A 21,136-nucleotide genomic window follows, 5' to 3' on the forward strand; every position below is an offset into this window, starting at 1 on the left:
GTGACAACTCCTTTATTTTAGAATTAATGATTAAGTGAACTGTTCCTGATAGCGGAGCTGTTGTTCAGCGAACTCACGATAGAGCTCATGACTGACAACTAACTGCTCATGTGTTCCGATTCCCGTAATCCTACCTTTGTCGAGGAAGATAATCTGATCCGAGTCTACGACGGTGGAGAGGCGATGGGCAATAACCAGTGTCGTTCGACCTTTCATAAGATTGTTGAGGGCTTCCTGTACTACCCGTTCAGATGTACTATCAAGTGCGGAGGTCGCTTCATCTAACATGAGGATCCGCGGATTGCGTAGCAAAGCTCTAGCAATCGCTATCCGTTGACGTTGTCCACCCGATAGCTTCATTCCTCGTTCACCAACTTCAGTCAGGAAACCATCAGGCAGCTCGTCGATGAATCCATCTGCATAAGCCATTTTAGCAACGGCTCTTAACTGCTCATCACTCACTTCGTGATCTAGACCATACGTAATATTTTCGCGGATCGTACCTGACATTAATGGACTTTCTTGAGAGACATACCCGATCTGGCTTCGCCACGAAGTTATGGAGAAATCTTCAATCGGATGTTGGCCATAGGTGATCGTTCCTTCTTGGGGCTCATAATACCTTTCGATCAGGGAAAACAAAGATGTCTTGCCACTTCCGCTTGGACCGACTAAAGCTGTCACTTTACCGGAGGGAATGGAGAAGTTGACTTGCTTCAGGATGGGCTCGCCGTTGTCATAATGGAAGTTAAGATCCTTCAAGAAGATAGCTGCGTCCGTATCTGGAACCTTAGAGCCTCGATCTTGAACCTCTTCCGGTTGGCTGAGAATATCGATCATTCTTTCCGTTGCTCCGATTGCTTTCTGCAATTGGGTGAAGAATGAGGTAATTTGACCAAGGGGCATGACAATCTGAATGAGATACAGAATGAATGCGACAAGCTCACCCGCAGTAATTGATCCGTTGGAAACACGCAAGCCACCGTATCCGATAATAACGACCATTAACGCCATAATGACAATACCCATTAATGGACCGATGAAAGCTTGAATCTTTCCTTCGCGAACACCTAGCTTGAACAGCTTGTCTATGCCCGATTTGCCGCGTACATACTCGATGGGTTCGGCATTCGAGGATTTCACTAGCCGAACTTCCGAGAGTACTTGAGTAAGGACGGAGGTAAAATTCGCTGTTTCGTTCTGCATGTTACGTGAGATTTGGTGCATCTTCTTGCCGAGAGGCATCAAGATGATCAAGGTCAGGGGGACAGCGATCAACAGCATTAAAGTCATTTGCCAATCCAATGTGAACAAAATAATGATAGAACCAACGATGGAAATAATACCCGTAATGAACCCGGACATATGCTCAGAGACGACCTGTTTAACGACATTCGTATCATTGGTCACCCGGCTGATCAAACCACCGGTTTCTTCTTTGTCATAGTGGGACACGGGCAAATAAAGCAGTTTGCGCCATAGTAAATCGCGCAAGCCGGATAATATTTGCTGACCGAATTTGTTAAGTAGATAGATGGATAAGCCACCCGCTACCGTTTGAGCTACGAACACGCAGACGAGTAGAACAATTTGATAAGACTCTAACGAGTCTAAGGAGAATCCATCGACCAAATTTTTCGTGAACAAGGGGACAAACAAGCCAACTATGGTCGAGATTAAGCTAAACGTGAGTGCAATGACGAGCATAGATTTGGAAGGCTTGGCTTTATTGATAAGGGTGATAAAGGTTCGCCAATTGATCTTAGGTGGGGTGGAGGGCTGCTCTGACTTCTGAGTTGTAGACATATTTGAATCCTCATTTCTACTGTAGAATGATTAGGATAAGGTTTATTGTTCCATTATGAGGTTTCAATAAGACCAAATCCATCTTTTTACCAACGGAACAGTTTGTATTTGATGAGATCATCATGCATGAGGTATGTGAACTGAATATGAACGGACGGAAATGGATAGCTTCAAGGTGCGAGAGGAAAGCGGGTACATACACACATGCTAAGGGTTTAAGTCCATGTTACAATAAATGAATAAAAGAATAACAAGGTAACTTAGTGGAGGGTAATCATCTTATGTCAGACCAATGGATCAATAATGAACGTCTTTCGGGGCAAATTTCATTTCTCGTTGAAATCGACAAGCTAAAATCGGTGCTTCGCAAAACGTTCCTCATAGATAAGAGCCGTCTTGAGAATACCGCGGAGCATAGCTGGCATGTCTCATTATTGGCTGTCGTTCTCTTGGAGCATGCGAACGATCCGTCGCTTAATCTTAATCATGTTATCCGAATGCTGCTTCTTCATGATTTGGTGGAAATTGATGCGGGTGACACTTTTGCCTATGACACGCAAGGCTATTTGGATAAAGAAGAACGTGAGAATGCGGCTGCTAGAAGGCTATTCGGTTTGCTTCCTGAAGATCAGCGGGGAGAGTGGATGGAACTGTGGCGTGAGTTTGAGGATGGTGTAACCTACGAAGCGAAATACGCTGCAGCATTGGATCGGCTTCATCCGGTTATCCATAACTACTACACAGGCGGCGTCAGCTGGAAAAACAATGGGATTGTCAAATCCCAAGTATTAAAAAGGCTTGAACCTGTTCGGGAAGTTTCGGATACTTTGTGGAAATTTACGTTAGAAATTTTGCAAAGATCGATTGCTCAAGGCATCTTGCTAGATGACCCGGTAACCGAGGAGGAATAATCGATGTCGCGTTTACAAGGTACCCATATTATGCTTAGAGAATACCGTCAGGACGATCTACCCTGGATTCGCGAATGGGTGAATGATCCTGAGATTGTGCAGCATCTATCAGATATCTTCTTATACCCTCATGCGTTGGAAGCGACTGAGGCATATTTGGACGCGATGCTCGAGGGGAACTCAGACAGCAGGGGCTTCGTTATCGCAGACTTGTCTACTGAGGCATATATCGGACAAGTGAACCTAGACTCCATCGATTGGAAAAATCGGGTTGCGCGCGTAGGTATTGTGATCGGCTCATCTGAACAGATGGGACGCGGATATGGGACAGAGGCGATGAAGCTGCTTATTTCATTCGCTTTCCTAGAGATGAACTTGAATCGAATTGAGCTTGAGGTGTATGACTTTAATGAGCGTGCGATTCGGAGCTATCTCGCCTGCGGTTTTGTTCAGGAGGGGAGGCTTAGGGAGCGACAATATAAGAAGGGCCGTTATTGGGATGTTATTCAGATGGGCATTCTGAAATCGGATTGGAAGGGAGTCGTCTATCCTTGATTCCACAATTACGACCGATTCCACGCTCGCCAATCCGACTCCGTCTTGGCAAATGGGCTTATACATCGCAACGTTATATAGTATGGATATTCGGTAAGATGAAGTTTGCAAGAAGAATAAATGAGAGCACGCTTCCGCATGTTGTCATGCAGCATCGAACACCTTTATTGAGGAAGCTGGCAGACACCGATATGTGGCTACAGCGCAATAAAATTGTTAATCTTTCGATCGCCGTCCCACGCTTAAACCTTGTTGTTATACGGCCTGGGGAGACATTCTCTTACTGGCGATTGTTAGGTAAGCCTACTCGACGCAAGGGATATGTGGATGGCATGATCTTGTTCTGTGGTGAAGTGCGATCAGGAGTCGCAGGTGGATTGTGCCAGCTGTCTAATTTAATCTATTGGATGACCTTACATACAGATTTAACAATTACTGAGCGCCATCGTCACAGCTATGATGTATTTCCGGATGCAAGTCGAACCCAGCCGTTCGGAAGCGGGGCGACTTGCTCTTACAATTATCGAGATTTGCAGATCACGAACAACACTTCGACAACCTATCAATTGTGCCTTCGTCTGGATCAAGAGTACTTGCATGGGAGTTGGCTAGCTGAACAGCCTTCACGTTATCAGTATGTGGTGAAGGAACGGGATCACACGATCACATCTGAGCCTTGGGGAGGGTATGTTCGGCACAATAGGCTATATCGGGATGTCTATTCGCGCGATGGGGAATGGCTGAGAGAAGAGGAAATAACGGAAAATCACGCATTAATGATGTATTCACCTTTATTGCATGCTACTTCAAGTGAGCCGCTAGAGGGTTTAAAGGTAGACAAATTGAAGAAATCATAATCATCTATTAACAAAATTTGTGAAAGCGCATCCAGCAATTGGGTGCGCTTTCTTCGATATGTGTAAATCTCAGTTACTCATCTTTATAATTCAGATGTTTTCAATAGTTTGTGGGATATTCTGAGGTCGTACCCCGAGATATAATGTGTTGTAAGAAAGACGGATTGAATTTATTGATGAACTTTAACAAACTCGGGATTTACTCATTTAAGGAGGACATTACATGAAAATCACAAGACATCCGAACAACCCAATCGTTGTTCCAGGCCTTTTTGAATGGCGTAAAGTAACTGTATTTAACCCAGCAGTCATTATCGACAATGATAAGTTTTACATGATTGAAAGAACTGCGGGGTCACTGACTCCATGCAAAAACTTCCTTGGTCTCTTGGAAAGTGATGATGGCGTCAACTTCACTCACGTGAAGGACGAGCCGGTTGTTACACCAGATCAACTTGGTTTCCCTTATGGAAGCGTTCAAGATCCACGCATAGTGAAGATTGACGATACTTTCTACCTGAACTACGCACTTCGTCCTTGTGCCATGAATTATTATCCGACAGGCGCAGGAATCCCAGAGCGCTCCATTCCCCAATATCCAGACGGATGGGGAGAGAAAGAGGAGCATTGGTTAACTCGTTCCGGAATTATGACCTCTAAGGACCTTATTAATTGGGAGTATCTCTGCGATACAACTCCACTTGAGATCAATGACCGTGACAACATTCTATTCCCTGAGAAAATCAATGGGAAATTCGCTCTTCTACGTCGTCCAGAAGAATATGTTGGCGAAGCTTATGGTACGGAAAAAGCAGCGATGTGGATCAGCTACTCCGATGATCTCATCAACTGGGATGAGCCTAAATTGCTTGCAAAAGCAGAGAATCAAAGCTGGGAGTCCAAAAAAATTGGCGGATCAACGCCTCCGGTTCGCACGGACAAGGGTTGGTTAGTCCTGTACCACGGTGTGGATAGTGAAACCGTATACCGTGTAGGAGCACTACTGCTTGATCTGGAAAATCCAGAAATTGTTATTGCAAGAACGAATAATTTTATTATGGAGCCAGAAACCTATTACGAAAAATTCGGTTTTCAAATTCCGAATGTTATTTTCCCGACAGGTAACGTGGTAAAAGACGGATTGCTATACATTTACTACGGTGTTACAGATACAGCAATCGCATTGGCTACTGTTCCTTTGGATGATTTGGTTGAGTATATCCTTAACGAACCACAGTAATGATCATTGTTTCATCGCATATAGAGCCAAATAGCAAACACTACAGAAAAGAGGGCATAAGATGAAAACAACTAAGAACATGAAGAAAACGTTGCTTATCGGTTCAGTTGCACTATTAACGCTTGTAACAGCGGCATGTGGAAACAGCAATAATGCTAATAAAGGTTCTGCCGATGGTGAGAAAGTAACATTGAACATGATGCATCCTTGGACTTCCCCGAACGTTGACAATGAAGTATACAAGGCGCGAATTGCTGCATTCGAGAAACTCCATCCAGAAATCACCATTAAACAAGATGGTGTTGCTGCTGCTCAATACAAAACAAAGCTGAGAACACTTGCAGCAGCTAATAACCTGTCCGACATTAATGTCGTTTGGCCGGGTGCAGATCTTGAGCCACTTGTAGCAGGTAACCTGCTTATGCCAATTGATTCCGAAATGGCTAACTGGAGCTCTATTTTATCAACAGAAGCACTTGCTGGCTTCAATCAAGGCGGAAAGCAATATGCGATTCCAACGAAACAAACGTTTGTTGATATCATTTACTACAATAAAGAAATGTTTGCAAAAGTCGGCTATGACACATTCCCAGAAACGTACGATCAGTTCATAGATGCGATTAAGAAGCTCAAGGATTCCGGTATCACTCCTATTTCCTTAGGTAACAAAGAGCAATGGCCGCTTCAATCGTCATACTTGTCAGCGATCCAAGAACGTTTCGTTGGCAGTGACTTCCTGGCGAAGGTAATGAACAAGGAAGCGAAGTTCACGGATCCAGAATACGTTAAAGCACTTGGTGTAATCGAAGAATTATCAAAGCTGAAAGCATTTAACACAGATGCGAACAATATGGATTCCGTACAAGGACAAGATTATTTCATTCAAGGCAAGGCAGCAATGCACATTTCTTCTTCTACTGTAGACTCCAGAATTCGGATTACGAATGAAGAAGGAAATAAATTCGGTATTGCTCTATTCCCTAGCGTAACGGGTGGACTAGGCGATGCTAAGAAAAGCTCTGGAGTTGCTCAGTACGGAATTGCAATTTCAAGTGATTTAGATGAGAAACAAAAAGCTGCAGCACTTGAATTCATGAAGTTCTTCGTTAATGAGGATCTTTACAAAGAATTGATAAGCAAAGGTGTAGTCGTTCCTGCCAAAGTAGATGTTCCTGCTGACGCTAGCGAATACTTGAAAGAAATGATTGCTCTTACAAGCAATGGAACTTCACCAGTATTCGATAGCATTATCCCGACACAAGTGACATCCGTTATGCAAAACGGACTTCAAGCGATTACAGTTGGCAGAATGACGCCTGAGCAATTGGCTAAAGATGTACAAGCTGCTCTGGATGGCATGAAGTAATTAATCGCATCTGAGATTTAGTTAGATGAATATACCGCTTGCCTTATGAAAACGGTTAGGAACGAAGAAAACCCCAGAGAGGGTTTTCTTCATTCCTACAGCTAATAGTTGGCAGGATTGGAAAAGGAGGAATCTCTTTGCACACTCTTAAAGGGACGAAATATGCGATTTTTTTCGGTCTATTGCCTGCACTAATCATTTACTTAGGGATCGCTGTTGTTCCTATCGGAATGTCTGCTTATTATTCGTTCATGAATTGGGATGGAATCCACCCCATGACGTTTACGGGCTTCGACAACTTTACTGAAATATTTAAGGATAGCATCTTCTGGCTATCTGTTAAGAACAACATGATTATTCTTCTAACAGGCGTGCTCGGGCAAATTCCACTCGGATTGCTACTTGCTCTTCTTCTTAACCGCAGTATGAAGGGTGCAGGATTTTTCCGGACAATCGGATTTCTACCTGTCGTTATCTCATCCGTTATGGTTTCGTTAATATTTGGTACCGTGTACAACACGGAATACGGCTTACTGAATAGCATACTCGGTTCTGTTGGTTTAGACAGCTGGCAGCAAAATTGGCTCGGAGATACAAAATGGTCCATGTTCTCCATAAGCGTAGCTTACATTTGGCAGAACTGTGGTTTCTTTATGGTCATCTTCCTTGCAGCATTACAAAATATTCCGAACGAAGTGAATGAGGCTGCTGAGCTTGATGGAGCCAGTGGGTTAAATAAAGTCATGCGGATTACGATTCCGATGATTCGCGGCACTATTCTTATTGCAGTCGTATTTAGCATAAGTAACTCATTCCGCGTGTTTGATCTCATTCAAATTATGACCGGAGGCGGACCTGCACATGCAACAGAGGTTATGACGGTGTACATGTATAACAATGCCTTCGTGAATATGCGTTTCGGTTACGGGAGTGCCGTGTCCGTCTTAATTCTCATTTTCAGTCTCATTGTCGTCACTATCGTTAATCGTCTGGGCAAAGAGAAGGCTTAAAGAAAGGGGGTATACCCTGATGGAAAAGAAATCAGGTTTGTTCCGAACACTTGTTTATGCTTTTCTAAGCATGTTCGCTATAATTAATATTTTTCCGATTTTCTGGATGATCGTCAATTCGTTTAAGACAGAGCAAGAATATTCCGGTAACCCGTTCTCGTTTCCTAAGGTTCTTCAGTTCTCGAATTACTCCAAAGCTTGGGAAGTCGCGAATATGAATACTTATTTTGTAAATAGTATCATTATCACATTCGCATCGTTGATCGTGACCGTACTCCTTGGTGCGCTTGCCGCTTATTTCTTATCCAGGTTTGAGTTTAAGCTTCGGGGCTTCACCTATGGATTGTTCCTGCTAGGAATGCTCGTGCCGATTCATGCCACACTTATTCCTATCTTCATGATTATGAAAAATATTAATTTGCTGGACACCTATTTATCGCTTATTTTGCCTTATACGGCATTTCACTTATCTTTAACGATTTTTATCCTTGAAGGCTTTATGCGAGGTTTTCCACGGGACTTGGAAGAATCAGGCGTTATGGATGGAGCCGGAGTATTCCGCATTTTCTGGTCGATCATTTTACCGATTACAAGACCAGCACTTGCTACCGTAATTATTCTTAACTTTATTTATAATTGGAACGAATTCTTGTTCGCGCTAGTACTGATCAGTTCATCAGCTCTCAAAACATTACCGCTTGGACTCGCTAATTTCGTTGGTGTTGAAACCGCTAGCCTCACGCTTCAGATGGCAGCACTTACGATTGCGCTTGTCCCAATTCTCATTTTCTACCTACTGCTTCAGAAGCAGCTTGTTAACGGGATGACTGCAGGTTCTGTAAAGGGATAAATTACGGATACCCGTATTGGCCCGACAATGAAGGAGATGGGCCATGCGGGTATTTAATTGGAAAAAGAAAGCCTTCGGATTACAGAAAAAAGCAATTGCGATATTTATGTTATTTGTCATTTTACCTACTTTCGGAGTAGGCGTACTTGTTCAAGTTCAATTTAGCGACATCCTTCTGAATCAATTCACTTCGAATACTAAGCGTAATTTGGATACCGTGACCAGTCAGTTGGAAGATCAGACGAAGATGGTAGAAGATATCGCAGACTATATGATCCTTAACCCGGATATGCAAGCATTCCTACGTTTGTCACCGTCATTAAATATGGACCAAATGGAAATCCACAAAAGGAATATCGAAGATTTTCTTACGTTCCAGCTCATGAGCAAAAATTACATCAAATCGATATCAATAGCAGGTGTAAACGGCAATTCCATTGAAATGGGGGAGCCGATCCATGGTAACGAAGAGGAATGGGTAGAAGAAGCTAAGCTTCATAGGGGAGGGATTGTCTGGAGCTCCAGCTACCCCACTTACAGCAGCTGGAGTGGTAATATCGAATTAATCTCTCTCTTCCGAATACTTAATTCCTATAACAATATTACTCGTCCCATTGGCAATCTTACGATTCGACTTGGAGAAGCCAATGTAAGAAACCTCCTAGAGAGTGGAATTGCCAAGGAATCGGGTTATCTCTATGTTATCGATGATAATGGAGAAAGAATTTTGCAATCGAATTCAGCGCAATTATTGGACTACAAGCCGGATGAGAAGTTGCTTCATTCTCTGGAGGTAAGTGGTCAAGAGTATAAGCGGCATGTCGTTAACGGAGAGAAGGTCTTAACCTTCTACCAACCTATGGAGAATACGAATTGGAAAATCATAGCAATGATACCGGAGAAGGTCGTGAATGAGCAATTTCGCCGCGTGAAGCTTGTAATGAACTTTATTCTGGCTGCGATCATGTTGCTATGCTTTCTGGCTTTGATTGGGTTTCAATACACCATCATTCGTCCAATCCTCCGGTTGAAAGTAGGAACAAACCGTGTTAAGCTTGGTGACTTTAGCGTTCGCCTGCCCATTGGGTCAAATGATGAAATCGCTGAACTTAACCGCAAGTTCAATGAAATGGTCATGACGATTCAAGAATTAATCGAGCATAAGTTCAAGCTAGAGCTTCGTGAACGCGAATCTGAGCTTAAGCTGCTGCAGAATCAAATGGATCCTCATTTTCTTTACAATACGTTAGATATGATTCGTTGGACGGCTCGGTTAGAGAAAGCTAAGCAAACCAGTCAGCTTATCGAGATGTTCTCAAAGTTCTTTCGCTCGGGATTAAGTAGTGGGAAGTATCAGACTACGATCTTACAAGAGCTGGAATTTGTTCAATCCTACTTATATTTGCAACAAAGACGACTGGGTCAGGATAAGCTACGCTATACGTTGTACACGGAAGCTACGATTTCTAGATCTGTCATTCTCAAAGCAACGATTCAACCTCTTGTAGAAAATTTTCTGAAGCATGGCTTTGATCGGAAAAGGAAAATAAATAGCATAGCTGTGAGATGTTATGAGCAGTCTGACATGATTTGGATTGATGTGATAGACAATGGAAGTGGGCTAAGTCCCGATAAAATTGAGTCCATACTCGCTTTACGTAAAAGTGCTGAAACGAGCGAAACTCGTGGAGGAGCATTAAGCAATATTCATGAGCGAATATCGATCTATTTCGGAGAAGATTATGGCTTGGAGATGATAGATACTTCAGGCGAGGGAGGCTGGATTCGATTGAGAATCCCTTCTTCCAATGCCGATAGAGGTGAGGAAAGTGAGTAATCAGTTCACTGAGTTTCCGATGCTTGACGGAATGATCAAGCTCTTAATCGTTGATGATGAACCTGTAATCTGCGAGGGCCTTCGTTACACGATTGATTGGGAAGAGCAAGGTGTTCAAGTGATTGGCGTTGCCTACGATGGAGAAGAAGCTTTGCGAATCATAGAGCAGGAAGATGTTAACCTAGTGCTGACAGATATTCGCATGGATGGCATGGATGGGTTACAGCTGACGGAGCAATTAAACATTCGGTATCCTAACGTTCGAGTTATTATGATCAGTGGTTATGAAGATTTCTCTTACGCAAGACAAGCGATCCGTATGGACGTTATTGATTATTTACTTAAGCCTGTTGAGATTGAGGAATTGATAGAGGTTGTTCGGAAGGTCGTTGTTAGTATAAGGTCTGAGAACGTTACGGATTTGGTCCAAGAGGATGAGCAATGGTTGTCCAATCAAATTCGGAATGCCCCTTCCTATACGAAGGAAGTGCAGCCTGTGCATCTCGAAGGGTCACGGTATCGAATGGTTGTCACACAATTGGAGTATTTCTCTGAATGGCGTACAGCCCTCACTTCGGAGCAATATACGCTTATTCAGCAGCAGTGGATGAACATCGTACACCAATCCCTTGAATCTTGTTCTATTCGGAGTATTTCTGTATTTGATCATCCCAATCTCCTCTATACATTAGTAATAACGAGTGCTGAGTTCGGACCCTTTGACTGGCTTAATGCATTGGACGATATTATGAAGTCTAGTGTGGAGGAACACTCTTTGTATTGTGGCGTATCTGGGGTTTACGATAGTTTGGCTGCAACTAACATTCATTGTAAAGATGTAAAGCAGCTAATCCAATATCATGTACTCGAGGGAAAAACGATCCTGCAACCAGAGTTACTTGAAAGCATAGGCAGTAATCGAACGTTACCCGACTTTGAAAATACGAAGGTTGTTCAGCTTCTCGTGCATGCCATTTTCAAGCAAGATCTAGCAGAAATGAAAACGATTGTGTTGGATATGTTTCTCTTCTTCCGAGAGCACAGGTTCTTATTGCCAGAAGTATTGAAGGAATATGAGGAAATCTCAGTTCTCCTTCGTCAACGATTGCGTCAAAGTGGTTTGAATGTACTAGAGCATGTTCGGAAAGAGCTTATCGACTTGAACGAGAACAACTCTTATGAGAGCTTACAAGCTATTGTCGTGGATGAGCTTGAGCAATGGTTACAGCTCGTGGATAAGAACGGAATCGATAAATCCTATTGGATTATTGAGAAAGTAAAGAAGTATATGGCTGAGCATTATCGTAACGATCTTAAAGCTTTCGAAGTTGCTGCATGGCTTAAAATAACACCAAGCTACTTCAGCCTCATATTTAAGCAGGGAACGGGAAAAACCTTCTCCGAGTACATTAACGAGCTACGACTTGAAGATGCCAAGCGGTTGTTAGCGACGACGTCCGATAAAGTATTCGAGATCTCTGATCAAGTTGGCTATAAGGAATACAAGTACTTTGTAACGGTGTTTAAGTCTTATACGGGAATGACGCCTAAGGAATACCGGGTGTTGAATGCTAATCGATAAGTCATACATAGGGAGAAGTGTACTCTAACATGGATAACTACAAAGATAGCTCGTTGACTATAGATGAACGCGTGACCGATCTAATTGATAGGATGACTCTGAAAGAGAAGGTTGGACAGCTTAATCAGAAAATGTACGGTTGGGATGCTTATCAGTGGAGCGAAGGAAACTTTGAATTGACGCAGCATTTCAAGGATCAAGTGGCTATTGGCGAAGGGATGGGTGCGCTTTATGGTTTGTTCCGTGCCGATCCCTGGTCACAGGTGACTTATGACAATGGGATCCCAACAGAGGACAGTGCGAAAGTCGCAAATGAAATCCAACGCTATATGATCGAGAATACCCGACTTGGTATACCTGTACTTTTATCGGAGGAAGGACCCCATGGGCATCAAGCTCTTGACGGCACTTTACTCCCTGTTAACTTAGGCGTAGGATCCACCTGGAATCCACAATTGATTGAGCGAGCTTATGCCCAAGTTGCGGCTGAAATACGATCGCGTGGAGCCCACCTTGGCCTTGTCTCGACTTTAGATATTTTACATGATCCTCGTTGGGGACGAACGGAAGAGTGTTATGGAGAAGATCCTTACCTTGCTTCACGATTGACAGAGGCAGTTGTGAGAGGTATGCAGGGGCATGAGCCTGAACAGCTGAAGTCCTCCAATAAGGTAGCTGCAGTGCTTAAGCATCTGAGTGCCCAAGGAACAGCAATGGGAGGACGTAATGCAGGTCCCGCTTCGATAGGGGAAAGGGAACTCCGTGAAATTCATTTACCTGCCGCGAAGGCTGGAATCGAAGCAGGTGCCTTAGGCTGTATGGCTGCTTACAATGAAATAGACGGCATCCCTTGTCATGTGAATGAGAAGCTCCTTACAGGTATTTTACGTGAGGAGTGGGGCTTCGACGGCATCGTCATGGCGGACGGCTGCGCGCTTGACCGGCTGATCGCGATGACAGGTGATTATGAATCTGCGGCTGCATTAGCACTTTCCTCAGGGGTCGATATCAGCTTATGGGATACGGCTTTTACAACGCTACAAAAAGCAGTTGAATTAGGTCTAGTAGAACAATCTTTCATTGATCGCGCGGTTGAACGTGTCTTGAGATTAAAATTCAAGTTGGGCTTGTTCGATCAGCCCTATACGGATGAGAAGTTGGCTGCAAACGTCGTAAGCAATGCTGCGTTTCAGGAAATTAATCTTCAGGTCGCACGTGAATCCATCGTGCTCTTGAAGAATGAGAACAATCTACTTCCGTTAAATGGAGCCATTCAGCGGATTGCTGTCATCGGCCCTAATGCTGATCGTCTATACAATCAGCTGGGGGATTATACAAGCGTTCAGCGCAAAGATAAAGGGACAACTGTGCTGCAGGGAATTAAGCTTGCTTCACCGGCTGGTGTGGAAATTGTGTATAGCCCAGGCTGCGGTATCCGTGATTTGTCCGAGAAAGGCTTGGACGAAGCGGTTGAGAACGCTCAAAAATCCGATGTCGCCATTCTGGTCTTAGGCGGTAGTAGTGCGCGTCAATTCGACGGACAATTCGATAGTAATGGCGAAGCGATCGTCGCTGAAGGAGCTCTCTCGGAGATGGATTGCGGTGAAGGTGTCGACCTTGCCGATCTTCGGCTTGGAGGCTTGCAAGAGCGATTGGTACGCGAAGTTCAAGCAACAGGCACACCCGTTATTGTTGTACTTATCCAAGGACGACCTCATGCATTAACCGAAATCGTTGACCATTGTAATGCGCTGCTGTGCGGATGGTACCCAGGTCAGGAAGGGGGGAAGGCAATCGGAGAAGTTCTATTCGGCGCTATTAATCCGAATGGGAAACTGTCCGTCAGCCTGCCACGTTCCTCAGCTCAGTTGCCGGTTTATTACAACCAGAAAAACCCGGGACGTCCAAGACCTTATGTAGATATGCCATCTGCTGCGTTATATCCTTTCGGCTACGGACTAAGCTATACGACTTTTTCGTATGGACCAATGCATATTAGCAAACAAGCAATGAAGGTTAGTGAAGTTATTAAAGGTGACTGTTATGAGGTTAGCATCGAAGTGACCAATACCGGAAATCGAGCAGGTGCCGAAACGGTGCAATTATACCTTCAATCCAAGAGGTCTGGTATCTCACGGCGCATTCTTGAGCTCAAGGGTTTTGAGAAGGTGTGGTTGGAAGCTGGGGCTAGTCAGTCGATCACTTTCCGATTGGGTCAGGAGCAGCTCTCGATCTGGAATCGTGATATGAAGTTTACGCTTGAGCCTTGCGAGGTGACCGTGCTGGTGGGGACGAATTCTACTTCGCTTGCTGGTATAGATATTCAGGTTACGTAGAGTAGACTTAGTTATTCGATCAGGCTTTGCGAAGGCTTGTGATTGCTTAATAGATCAAGATAGGTAACGCTTAGGTCAATTACCAAAAGAACCCCTTAAAATGGCGCATGATCTATGTGTCGTATGGGGTTCTTTTCTATTTTGTATCCCAAAAATAAGTTCCTCCGCAATCCCTTATGGAGGATGAGAGCAATTTTGAATGTACACTTTTAGTCCTACAGCCTGATTAAGTATATTGCCCTTCCTGTTATAATTAATCTTTCATTGTAGGAATAGGTATGGGAGATTAAGAGATGAATAGATTAGGATTGGGAAAAAAAGCTATGATCGCCGTGATGGGAATAACCCTATTAGGTAGTCCATCCCTAGGTTCATCTGTGTCTGCAACTGCGATAAAGCCTGAACTGAGCATGATCCTGGATGACGTACCGCTTACTCTTGGAGTTAAACCTATGTTGAAAAATAATGTAACGCTTGTCCCTTTTCGCGCATTAGCTAATACTCTTGGCATTGCTGTGACTTGGGAAGCTAAGACGAAGACAATTTATGCTCAAGGTCTGGTCGATGGAGTAATACGTAATGTAGTGCTAAGGGTAGGGCAGAAGACAGCGTCAGTTGACGGTAAAACCGTAGATTTGACCGCGGCTCCTATGGTGGTGAACAATCAAACTCTCATTCCGCTCAGTTTCTTCGGCACGCAGTTTGGTGCTAAGGTGAGTTGGAGCAAAGATACAAACATCATTACGATCGTTTCACCGAAGAAAGCAATGCATTTAAGGGCCTTCTATGCTTTGGGATCGTTCGGACAGCGTGCGAGAATTTCCTCCATGGACTCTGTCGCATTTGGCTGGACACGGATTAACGAAAAAGGCGAGCTTACCTTAGAAGGAGCGGATTATTACTGGCCAGAAGCAGCAGGGGAAGTCACCCCAGAAGCATTGGTACAAGATTCTTCTGCACAAGGTGCTAAGCCTTATTTGATGGTCTATTCGGTCGATGGTAAAGGTGAATTAACGAAGATGCTTAGTGATGAGACGCTTCGAAATACGTCCATTGATCATATCGTGAGATTGGCAGAAGACACTCGCTTTGATGGCGTTCTGCTAGATTTCGAGGGATTAGGATTATGGCTCGATCCTCTTGGACAGCAGAAGCTTCTTAATGATTACGTTCAAGTACTTGATGCAAAGCTAGAAGCCAAAGGTGTGAAGTTATCCTTAGCTGTACCTCCACCGAATAGTAATTATAAGGGTTATGATTACAAAACATTAGCTACCTATGCGGATGACTTAGTCATCATGGCTTATGATTATAACCCAAAGGGGACTCCAGATCACACCCCAGAGCCCAATACCAAAGTTGAAGAAGCTATCCAGATGATGGTCACAGCTGGAATCCCGGCGGAGAAGATTATTCTAGGCATCAGCTTATGGAATGAAACGACAGAAACTGTTGACGATAAGCTTGGACTAGCCAAACGTTACGGGTTAAAGGGTGCTTCCTTCTGGCGGTTAACCTTTTACGGAAATGATTTCGCAAATGCGATAGATCGTGTTGTAGAGAAAGTAGGAGAATAGCGTTGCCATTCGGAACTATTTTACGGAAGTACTTTGTTAATGGGGTATGGACTATCGAAGAGGGACTTTCGGGGTGGAACAACACAACGAGGTTCGTGGAAGCGGAAGGACTTAGGTGGGTTCTTCGAGTATATGAGACACATAAGGATATTGCAAAAATACGTTATGAGCATGAGATTCTCATTTCGCTCAATGAGCTTCGTTTACCCTTTCGAGTTCCCATGCCCGTAAGTAGCATCGATGGACATACCCTTGTTACGCTGGAGGATGGCACAGAACGACTGGCTTGTCTATTTACTTATATTGAAGGACGTAGACCCGATGAGAGCAGTAACGGTCTGCTAGCTTATGATTACGGAGTGGCGACTGGACAACTGAGTAAGGCACTGGAGGAATTGAAGGTATCCAGTGAGCCTGTATATCCTCCATATTACGAGATGGATTCCGCGCATCCGCTATGCACCTCAGAGAAAGTTGCAGCATTTTGCAAGTCACCTCCGTCTGAGCTTGAGGGAGAAGCTAGTGCTCTGCGAGTGATCGGGACAGCGATTCAGAACTTCCGCGCCTACTTGCCTCAATTCCGAACATTACCTCATCAACTTATTCACGGAGACATTAACCTCTCGAATTCACTAGTAAGGGAAGAGGATCTGAGGCAGCTTGAGGCCGTACTTGATTTTGAATTCTGCACCTGGGATTTAAGAGTAATGGAAGTTGCCGTTGTCGTATCCGGATTCTTGAGCGATGGAAGTGCTATAGAGAATATAGATAGATATCTCGAAGGTGTGGGTAGTCAACTGAACTTGGAGCAAGCGGAAATCGCAGCGATTCCTTTACTTGTTCAGCTTCGAATTCTCGACGTATTTCACCATTTCCTTGGACGATACCTGGACGGAGTAGATGGTGCAGAAGTTCTTCGAGAACAAGCGATATCCGTATACGAGGGTCTTCTGGAGCTCGAGAATATTAGCGATAAATTACAAGATCTCTGTATTCAACACTTATCGAAATAATTATTTAACAACATTAATGATGTGCTGATCTCCTTGGAGTTAGTACATCTTTTTTTAATACGCGGAAGGGTTTTCCTTGTTAATCACAATAAGCAGTAGCGTTGAAGCTCTCGGGACCTATCCGATTAATACCATTGCCAATAATATCACCCGAAACAAACACACTATAAACGAGCGTCCCATTACTCATTACAGAAGAAGTTATTGACACGATTGAAACAATATCCTTATTCTGGGTTGAAAGGAGCTGATGAGATGAGTGGAGTTGTCGATTATTATAATAGTTATGATGAAGATTCTAGGTTTTCGCGTAATTCGCGAAAGATTGAATTCCTGACGAGTACACATACTCTCGATAAGCTGATTGGTGCAAAGTGTAAAATTCTTGATGTAGGTGCGGGTCCAGGCGCTTATTCGTTCTACTACGCTGAACGAGGGCATGATGTAGTGGCGGTTGATTTAACCCCAAGACATATTGAAACCATTATTCATAAATCACAGGAACAAGGAATGTCTAATCTTCAAGCCTATGTAGCAGATGCTACAAACCTAAGTCAGTTTGCATCCCAATCCTTTGACGTCGTAATGTGTTTTGGTCCGCTTTACCATCTTACGACTTCCGAGGCTAGGGAGAGCTGTATCCAAGAGTGCCTAAGAGTCTTGAAAGACGGGGGTATTCTAGCCATTGCATACATAAATAAATACTCGATTATGCCTATGCTAGTGACAAGAAATAATAATTTCATTAGAGAAGATATGATTGACAAGGTTATTGATAATGGATCCTTTAAAGAGGATTCAGAGGATTGTTTTTGGACGGAATCTCATTTTACTTCTCCAGATGAAATTGTAGATTTCATTAGCAAATTTAATACAGAAGAGATTGATCATGTTGCGACAGATGGATTAAGTCATTTAATAGGGGAATATGTAGATCAGTTATCCGATGATCAATTTATGGCGTGGTATAAATATCATCTTGAAACATTAAGAGTGAAGTCTATTCTAGGAATAAGTACTCATGGCTTATATATTTGCAGAAAAATACGGTCAGTCTGATGAAAAAGATAACTTTCCTATTTCTGACTATTGTTATAAGTGTGAGCCTTGCTGGATGTAGTGAAAGTCAAAAAAGTCTAGCTAGCGTTGGAAATACGCCAAGTGAAGATGCTATGGCATCTTCGTTCGCTACACCCTCCGATTCACCAACGACTGAAGTAGAAGAAGAGATGAACACAAAAGAAGTAATTAATGACGTTAATAAGGATAAAAATTCTTTTATCCCTTCGGGATGGCAGTTGTTTGAGAATGTTGAAGGGGAATCCATGCAAGCAGAAGGAGACCTAAACAAAGACGGGATCGCTGACATTGCTTTGGTGATCGAACAAAGTGGAAGCACTGAAGGAGAAGGTGCACCTCCCAGAGCGTTAATCATTGCATTTGGCAGCAAGGATCATACTTATACTTTGTCTATAAATTCGGAAAAAGCACTCTTGAGAGCAGATGAGGGTGGGATTTGGGGTGACCCCCTTGAGAGTATCACGATAGACAAAGGATCTGTTGTCATTACCGAATATGGTGGAAGCAATTGGCGATGGTATAACGTCTATAGATTTCGATTTCAAGAAAATGATTGGTACTTAATTGGAGCGAAAAAGGGACAATATTTTAGCGGTACTCATACGAGAGAGAATGCTGATGAAGAGGATTACAATCTCCTCACCGGTGATTACGTCATTCGAAAAACGGACGAAGATGGCCACACCACAATAACAAAAGGCAACAGAGGGAAGAAAAAATTAATAACCTTAAAGGATTTTAATCGGGATGATATTTAATATATTTAATGTGAGGGGGATAGAATACGCATGAGAATTCAAGAAATTAAATTGCTTACGAATGACTTAGAGCCATTAATTGATTTTTATCATAGAGGCTTAGAGCTCCCCCTTATTGAGAATACGGAGAGTTCAGTTTCATTTCGTATAGGGTCGTCTAGATTAGTGTTTGAACGAAGTGAGGAGGCCGCTAACCCCTACTACCATTTTGCGATAAACATCTCGGAAAGTAAAATAGACCTAGCACTCGTTTGGTTGAAGGAAAAAGGAGTCCGTATTAATTTAGCTTTCGGCGAGGAAGTTTTTTTCTCACAAACCTGGAATTCTCATGCTATCTATTTCTATGACCCTGCTGGGAACATTGTAGAACTTATTGCTCGGCACAATAAGAAGTCAACTACAGGTCACGAATTTACGCGTGATGACATGATCAACATTAGTGAAATAGGTATGCCTGCAGAGGATGTGCTGAGTTTATCCGAATACTTGTTGAAACAATATAACGAGCAAGTATATATTTCAGGGGACTCCATGTTCACACCGATTGGAGCGGAGGATGGATTATTAATCCTGTCCTCGCTTGAACGAATATGGTTAGGGTCAAATAAGAAGGTTGCGATATTCCCAATGTCCATTATCCTTGAATCACGTGAAAGCACCGAAACAAAGCAAGTGCTACATTATCCTTATTTGATCTCTTAGTGTTCAAACGTATATAGAGAAATAAATTTAAATGTATTTACATTTCTATAAAAATAGATATACTAAAGCCATGGATACTTTATCAGTTATTAAAGCACTGTCTAATGAGACACGTTTTAAGATCATGGAGTGGCTGAAGGAGCCGGATGTTCATTTCGGGCCTCAGAACCATATGCCCACCGATTGTGACTTTCATGGTGGGATCTGTGTAGGAGCAATCTCTGAGAAGGCAGGCTTAGCTCAGTCGGTGATCTCCGGTTACTTAGTCAAAATGCAAAAGTCTGGGCTGTTGGAATCTAGACGCCATTGCCAATGGACTTATTACCGGCGCAACGAGATGAGCATTCAGCAGTTTAAGGAGAAGCTTTTTGAGGAAATATAGTCTTGATGCGTTATCAAGCTATTTTCTTCTTCAATGTATATCTATATTTATATAAATCGAGATATACAATATAAAAATGAAACTATTTGGAGGGAACACCATGGAGAAAACGAATACCACTCAGCAATTGAAATCTGTCGATTCACTTTTCAAATCACTATCCTTAGGGATTTTAGATTTATCTACTCGTATCGTAATGGCCCCAATGACCCGAAGCTTTTCCCCTGATGGAATACCTGGACCGGATGTGGCGGCCTACTATAGACGTCGTGCTGAGAATGGTGTTGGTCTGATTATCACTGAAGGTACAGTAATCAATCATCCTGCGGCTACGGGAGATCCTAATGTTCCTCATTTCTATGGGGAGAAGGCACTTGAGGGCTGGGCAAATGTTGTTGCTGAGGTACATGAAGCAGGTGGGAAGATCGTTCCTCAGTTATGGCACGTTGGCATTACACGGCGTAGTGGTTCTTTACCCCATCCAGAAGCTCAATCCGTAAGCCCGTCGGGTATTAATCTGCAAGGGGAAAAAATAAACGAACCTTTAACAGAAGAGGAAATTAACTCCATCATTCAAGCTTTCGCGTTAGCGGCTGCCGATGCGAAGAGAATTGGATTTGATGGGATAGAGCTGCATGGTGCGCACGGTTACTTGATCGATCAGTTTTTGTGGGAGAGAACAAACCAACGGACGGATGAGTATGGTGGAAGCATGATCGCACGTACTCGATTTGCCGCTGAGATTATTAAAGCTTGTCGGCTTGCTGTGGGCCCTGATTTTCCGATTATTTTTAGAATGTCACAATGGAAAACATCCCATTATGAAGCGAAGCTTGCGGCAACACCGGAGCTGTTGGAGCAATTCTTAACTCCGCTACTCGAAGCGGGTGTAGATATTTTCCACTGCTCCACTAGACGCTTCTGGGAGCCCGAGTTTGAAGGCTCAAACTTGAACTTTGCCGGATGGGTTAAGAAAATAACAGGGAAACCAACGATTACGGTAGGTGCTGTTGGTCTCACTGAGGATTTTCTAGGTGCATTTAGAGGAAAGAGTTCTGGATTGGCAGATATTAATGAACTGTTAGTCCGTATGGACAATGACGAATTTGATCTTGTTGCCATTGGCCGTGCCTTACTGATAGATCCAGCTTGGGCTTCCAAGGTTCGTGAGGGAAGATTCGATGATCTCGTTCCATTTAATGCGGAGGCATTGAAAACCCTGTATTAAAGGTGAGAACCGACGCGCTCAACTAGATGAGGGAATCAGATTCTAA

The 21,136-nt window shown here is 43.3% G+C and carries 18 protein-coding genes; 17 read left to right on the plus strand and 1 reads right to left on the minus strand.

Going from position 1 to position 21,136, the window contains the following annotated elements; genetic code table 11:
- Positions 1-30: 30 nt before the first annotated feature.
- Positions 31-1,806, minus strand: a complete 1,776-nt coding sequence (locus M1K58_RS05110) for an ABC transporter ATP-binding protein (RefSeq protein WP_256757577.1) — start codon at positions 1,804-1,806, stop codon at positions 31-33.
- Positions 1,807-2,087: 281 nt separating this feature from the next.
- Here M1K58_RS05110 and M1K58_RS05115 point away from each other — a divergent pair, with 281 nt between their 5' ends.
- The 17 genes from M1K58_RS05115 (at position 2,088) to M1K58_RS05195 (ending at position 21,090) form a co-directional block, all read left to right on the plus strand.
- Positions 2,088-2,717 (plus strand): HD domain-containing protein, encoded by a 630-nt coding sequence (locus M1K58_RS05115; protein WP_256757578.1) that lies wholly within the window; start codon positions 2,088-2,090, stop codon positions 2,715-2,717.
- 3 nt (positions 2,718-2,720) lie between these two features.
- Entirely contained in the window at positions 2,721-3,272 is a 552-nt protein-coding gene (locus tag M1K58_RS05120) for a GNAT family N-acetyltransferase (protein WP_256757579.1), read from the plus strand.
- The gene (locus M1K58_RS05125; protein WP_256757580.1) at positions 3,269-4,129 is read left to right on the plus strand and encodes a VanW family protein; all 861 of its coding nucleotides are present in this window, start codon (positions 3,269-3,271) and stop codon (positions 4,127-4,129) included. The genes M1K58_RS05120 and M1K58_RS05125 overlap by 4 nt, the downstream gene beginning before the upstream one ends.
- Before the next feature lie 223 nt (positions 4,130-4,352).
- Positions 4,353-5,369, plus strand: a complete 1,017-nt coding sequence (locus M1K58_RS05130; RefSeq protein WP_256757581.1) for a glycoside hydrolase family 130 protein — start codon at positions 4,353-4,355, stop codon at positions 5,367-5,369.
- A gap of 61 nt (positions 5,370-5,430) precedes the next feature.
- Positions 5,431-6,735, plus strand: a complete 1,305-nt coding sequence (locus M1K58_RS05135; protein ID WP_256757582.1) for an extracellular solute-binding protein — start codon at positions 5,431-5,433, stop codon at positions 6,733-6,735.
- A gap of 137 nt (positions 6,736-6,872) precedes the next feature.
- Positions 6,873-7,745 (plus strand): carbohydrate ABC transporter permease, encoded by an 873-nt coding sequence (locus M1K58_RS05140; RefSeq protein ID WP_256757583.1) that lies wholly within the window; start codon positions 6,873-6,875, stop codon positions 7,743-7,745.
- Between the two features lie 19 nt (positions 7,746-7,764).
- Positions 7,765-8,595, plus strand: a complete 831-nt coding sequence (locus tag M1K58_RS05145) for a carbohydrate ABC transporter permease (protein WP_256757584.1) — start codon at positions 7,765-7,767, stop codon at positions 8,593-8,595.
- A 43-nt stretch (positions 8,596-8,638) separates the two neighbouring features.
- Positions 8,639-10,432: a cache domain-containing sensor histidine kinase gene (locus M1K58_RS05150; RefSeq protein ID WP_256757585.1), complete on the plus strand. Its 1,794-nt coding sequence runs from the start codon at positions 8,639-8,641 to the stop codon at positions 10,430-10,432.
- A complete protein-coding gene (locus tag M1K58_RS05155; protein WP_256757587.1) occupies positions 10,425-12,014 on the plus strand; it encodes a response regulator transcription factor in 1,590 nt (529 codons plus the stop codon). Before M1K58_RS05150 ends, M1K58_RS05155 begins: the two co-directional genes overlap by 8 nt.
- Before the next feature lie 29 nt (positions 12,015-12,043).
- Positions 12,044-14,350: a glycoside hydrolase family 3 N-terminal domain-containing protein gene (locus M1K58_RS05160; RefSeq protein WP_256757588.1), complete on the plus strand. Its 2,307-nt coding sequence runs from the start codon at positions 12,044-12,046 to the stop codon at positions 14,348-14,350.
- Between the two features lie 293 nt (positions 14,351-14,643).
- Positions 14,644-15,927 carry a stalk domain-containing protein gene (locus M1K58_RS05165; protein WP_256757589.1) on the plus strand — a complete coding sequence of 428 codons (1,284 nt, stop codon included), beginning with the start codon at positions 14,644-14,646 and terminating at the stop codon, positions 15,925-15,927.
- 2 nt (positions 15,928-15,929) lie between these two features.
- Positions 15,930-16,940, plus strand: a complete 1,011-nt coding sequence (locus M1K58_RS05170) for a phosphotransferase (protein ID WP_256757590.1) — start codon at positions 15,930-15,932, stop codon at positions 16,938-16,940.
- A 255-nt stretch (positions 16,941-17,195) separates the two neighbouring features.
- A complete protein-coding gene (locus tag M1K58_RS05175) occupies positions 17,196-17,999 on the plus strand; it encodes a class I SAM-dependent methyltransferase (protein WP_256757591.1) in 804 nt (267 codons plus the stop codon).
- Complete coding sequence (locus tag M1K58_RS05180) at positions 17,975-18,778, plus strand: hypothetical protein (RefSeq protein ID WP_256757592.1); 804 nt, start codon at positions 17,975-17,977, stop codon at positions 18,776-18,778. The genes M1K58_RS05175 and M1K58_RS05180 overlap by 25 nt, the downstream gene beginning before the upstream one ends.
- A gap of 30 nt (positions 18,779-18,808) precedes the next feature.
- Positions 18,809-19,480, plus strand: a complete 672-nt coding sequence (locus M1K58_RS05185; RefSeq protein WP_256757593.1) for a VOC family protein — start codon at positions 18,809-18,811, stop codon at positions 19,478-19,480.
- A 70-nt stretch (positions 19,481-19,550) separates the two neighbouring features.
- Positions 19,551-19,862: an ArsR/SmtB family transcription factor gene (locus tag M1K58_RS05190; protein WP_256757594.1), complete on the plus strand. Its 312-nt coding sequence runs from the start codon at positions 19,551-19,553 to the stop codon at positions 19,860-19,862.
- A 100-nt stretch (positions 19,863-19,962) separates the two neighbouring features.
- The gene (locus tag M1K58_RS05195) at positions 19,963-21,090 is read left to right on the plus strand and encodes an NADH:flavin oxidoreductase (protein WP_256757595.1); all 1,128 of its coding nucleotides are present in this window, start codon (positions 19,963-19,965) and stop codon (positions 21,088-21,090) included.
- Positions 21,091-21,136: the final 46 nt, after the last annotated feature.

The sequence above is a fragment of the Cohnella sp. WQ 127256 genome (assembly GCF_024519285.1).
Taxonomy (GTDB): domain Bacteria; phylum Bacillota; class Bacilli; order Paenibacillales; family Paenibacillaceae; genus Cohnella.

Bases quoted from the DNA above. Each gene is read 5' to 3' on its own strand.
- M1K58_RS05185 (WP_256757593.1), top strand. From the start codon at position 18,809: ATGAGAATTCAAGAAATTAAATTGCTTACGAATGACTTAGAGCCATTA.
- M1K58_RS05145 (WP_256757584.1), top strand. From the start codon at position 7,765: ATGGAAAAGAAATCAGGTTTGTTCCGAACACTTGTTTATGCTTTTCTA.
- M1K58_RS05160 (WP_256757588.1), top strand. From the start codon at position 12,044: ATGGATAACTACAAAGATAGCTCGTTGACTATAGATGAACGCGTGACC.
- M1K58_RS05115 (WP_256757578.1), top strand. From the start codon at position 2,088: ATGTCAGACCAATGGATCAATAATGAACGTCTTTCGGGGCAAATTTCA.
- M1K58_RS05150 (WP_256757585.1), top strand. From the start codon at position 8,639: ATGCGGGTATTTAATTGGAAAAAGAAAGCCTTCGGATTACAGAAAAAA.
- M1K58_RS05195 (WP_256757595.1), top strand. From the start codon at position 19,963: ATGGAGAAAACGAATACCACTCAGCAATTGAAATCTGTCGATTCACTT.
- M1K58_RS05135 (WP_256757582.1), top strand. From the start codon at position 5,431: ATGAAAACAACTAAGAACATGAAGAAAACGTTGCTTATCGGTTCAGTT.
- M1K58_RS05190 (WP_256757594.1), top strand. From the start codon at position 19,551: ATGGATACTTTATCAGTTATTAAAGCACTGTCTAATGAGACACGTTTT.
- M1K58_RS05165 (WP_256757589.1), top strand. From the start codon at position 14,644: ATGAATAGATTAGGATTGGGAAAAAAAGCTATGATCGCCGTGATGGGA.
- M1K58_RS05110 (WP_256757577.1), bottom strand. From the start codon at position 1,806: ATGTCTACAACTCAGAAGTCAGAGCAGCCCTCCACCCCACCTAAGATC.
- M1K58_RS05120 (WP_256757579.1), top strand. From the start codon at position 2,721: ATGTCGCGTTTACAAGGTACCCATATTATGCTTAGAGAATACCGTCAG.
- M1K58_RS05130 (WP_256757581.1), top strand. From the start codon at position 4,353: ATGAAAATCACAAGACATCCGAACAACCCAATCGTTGTTCCAGGCCTT.
- M1K58_RS05175 (WP_256757591.1), top strand. From the start codon at position 17,196: ATGAGTGGAGTTGTCGATTATTATAATAGTTATGATGAAGATTCTAGG.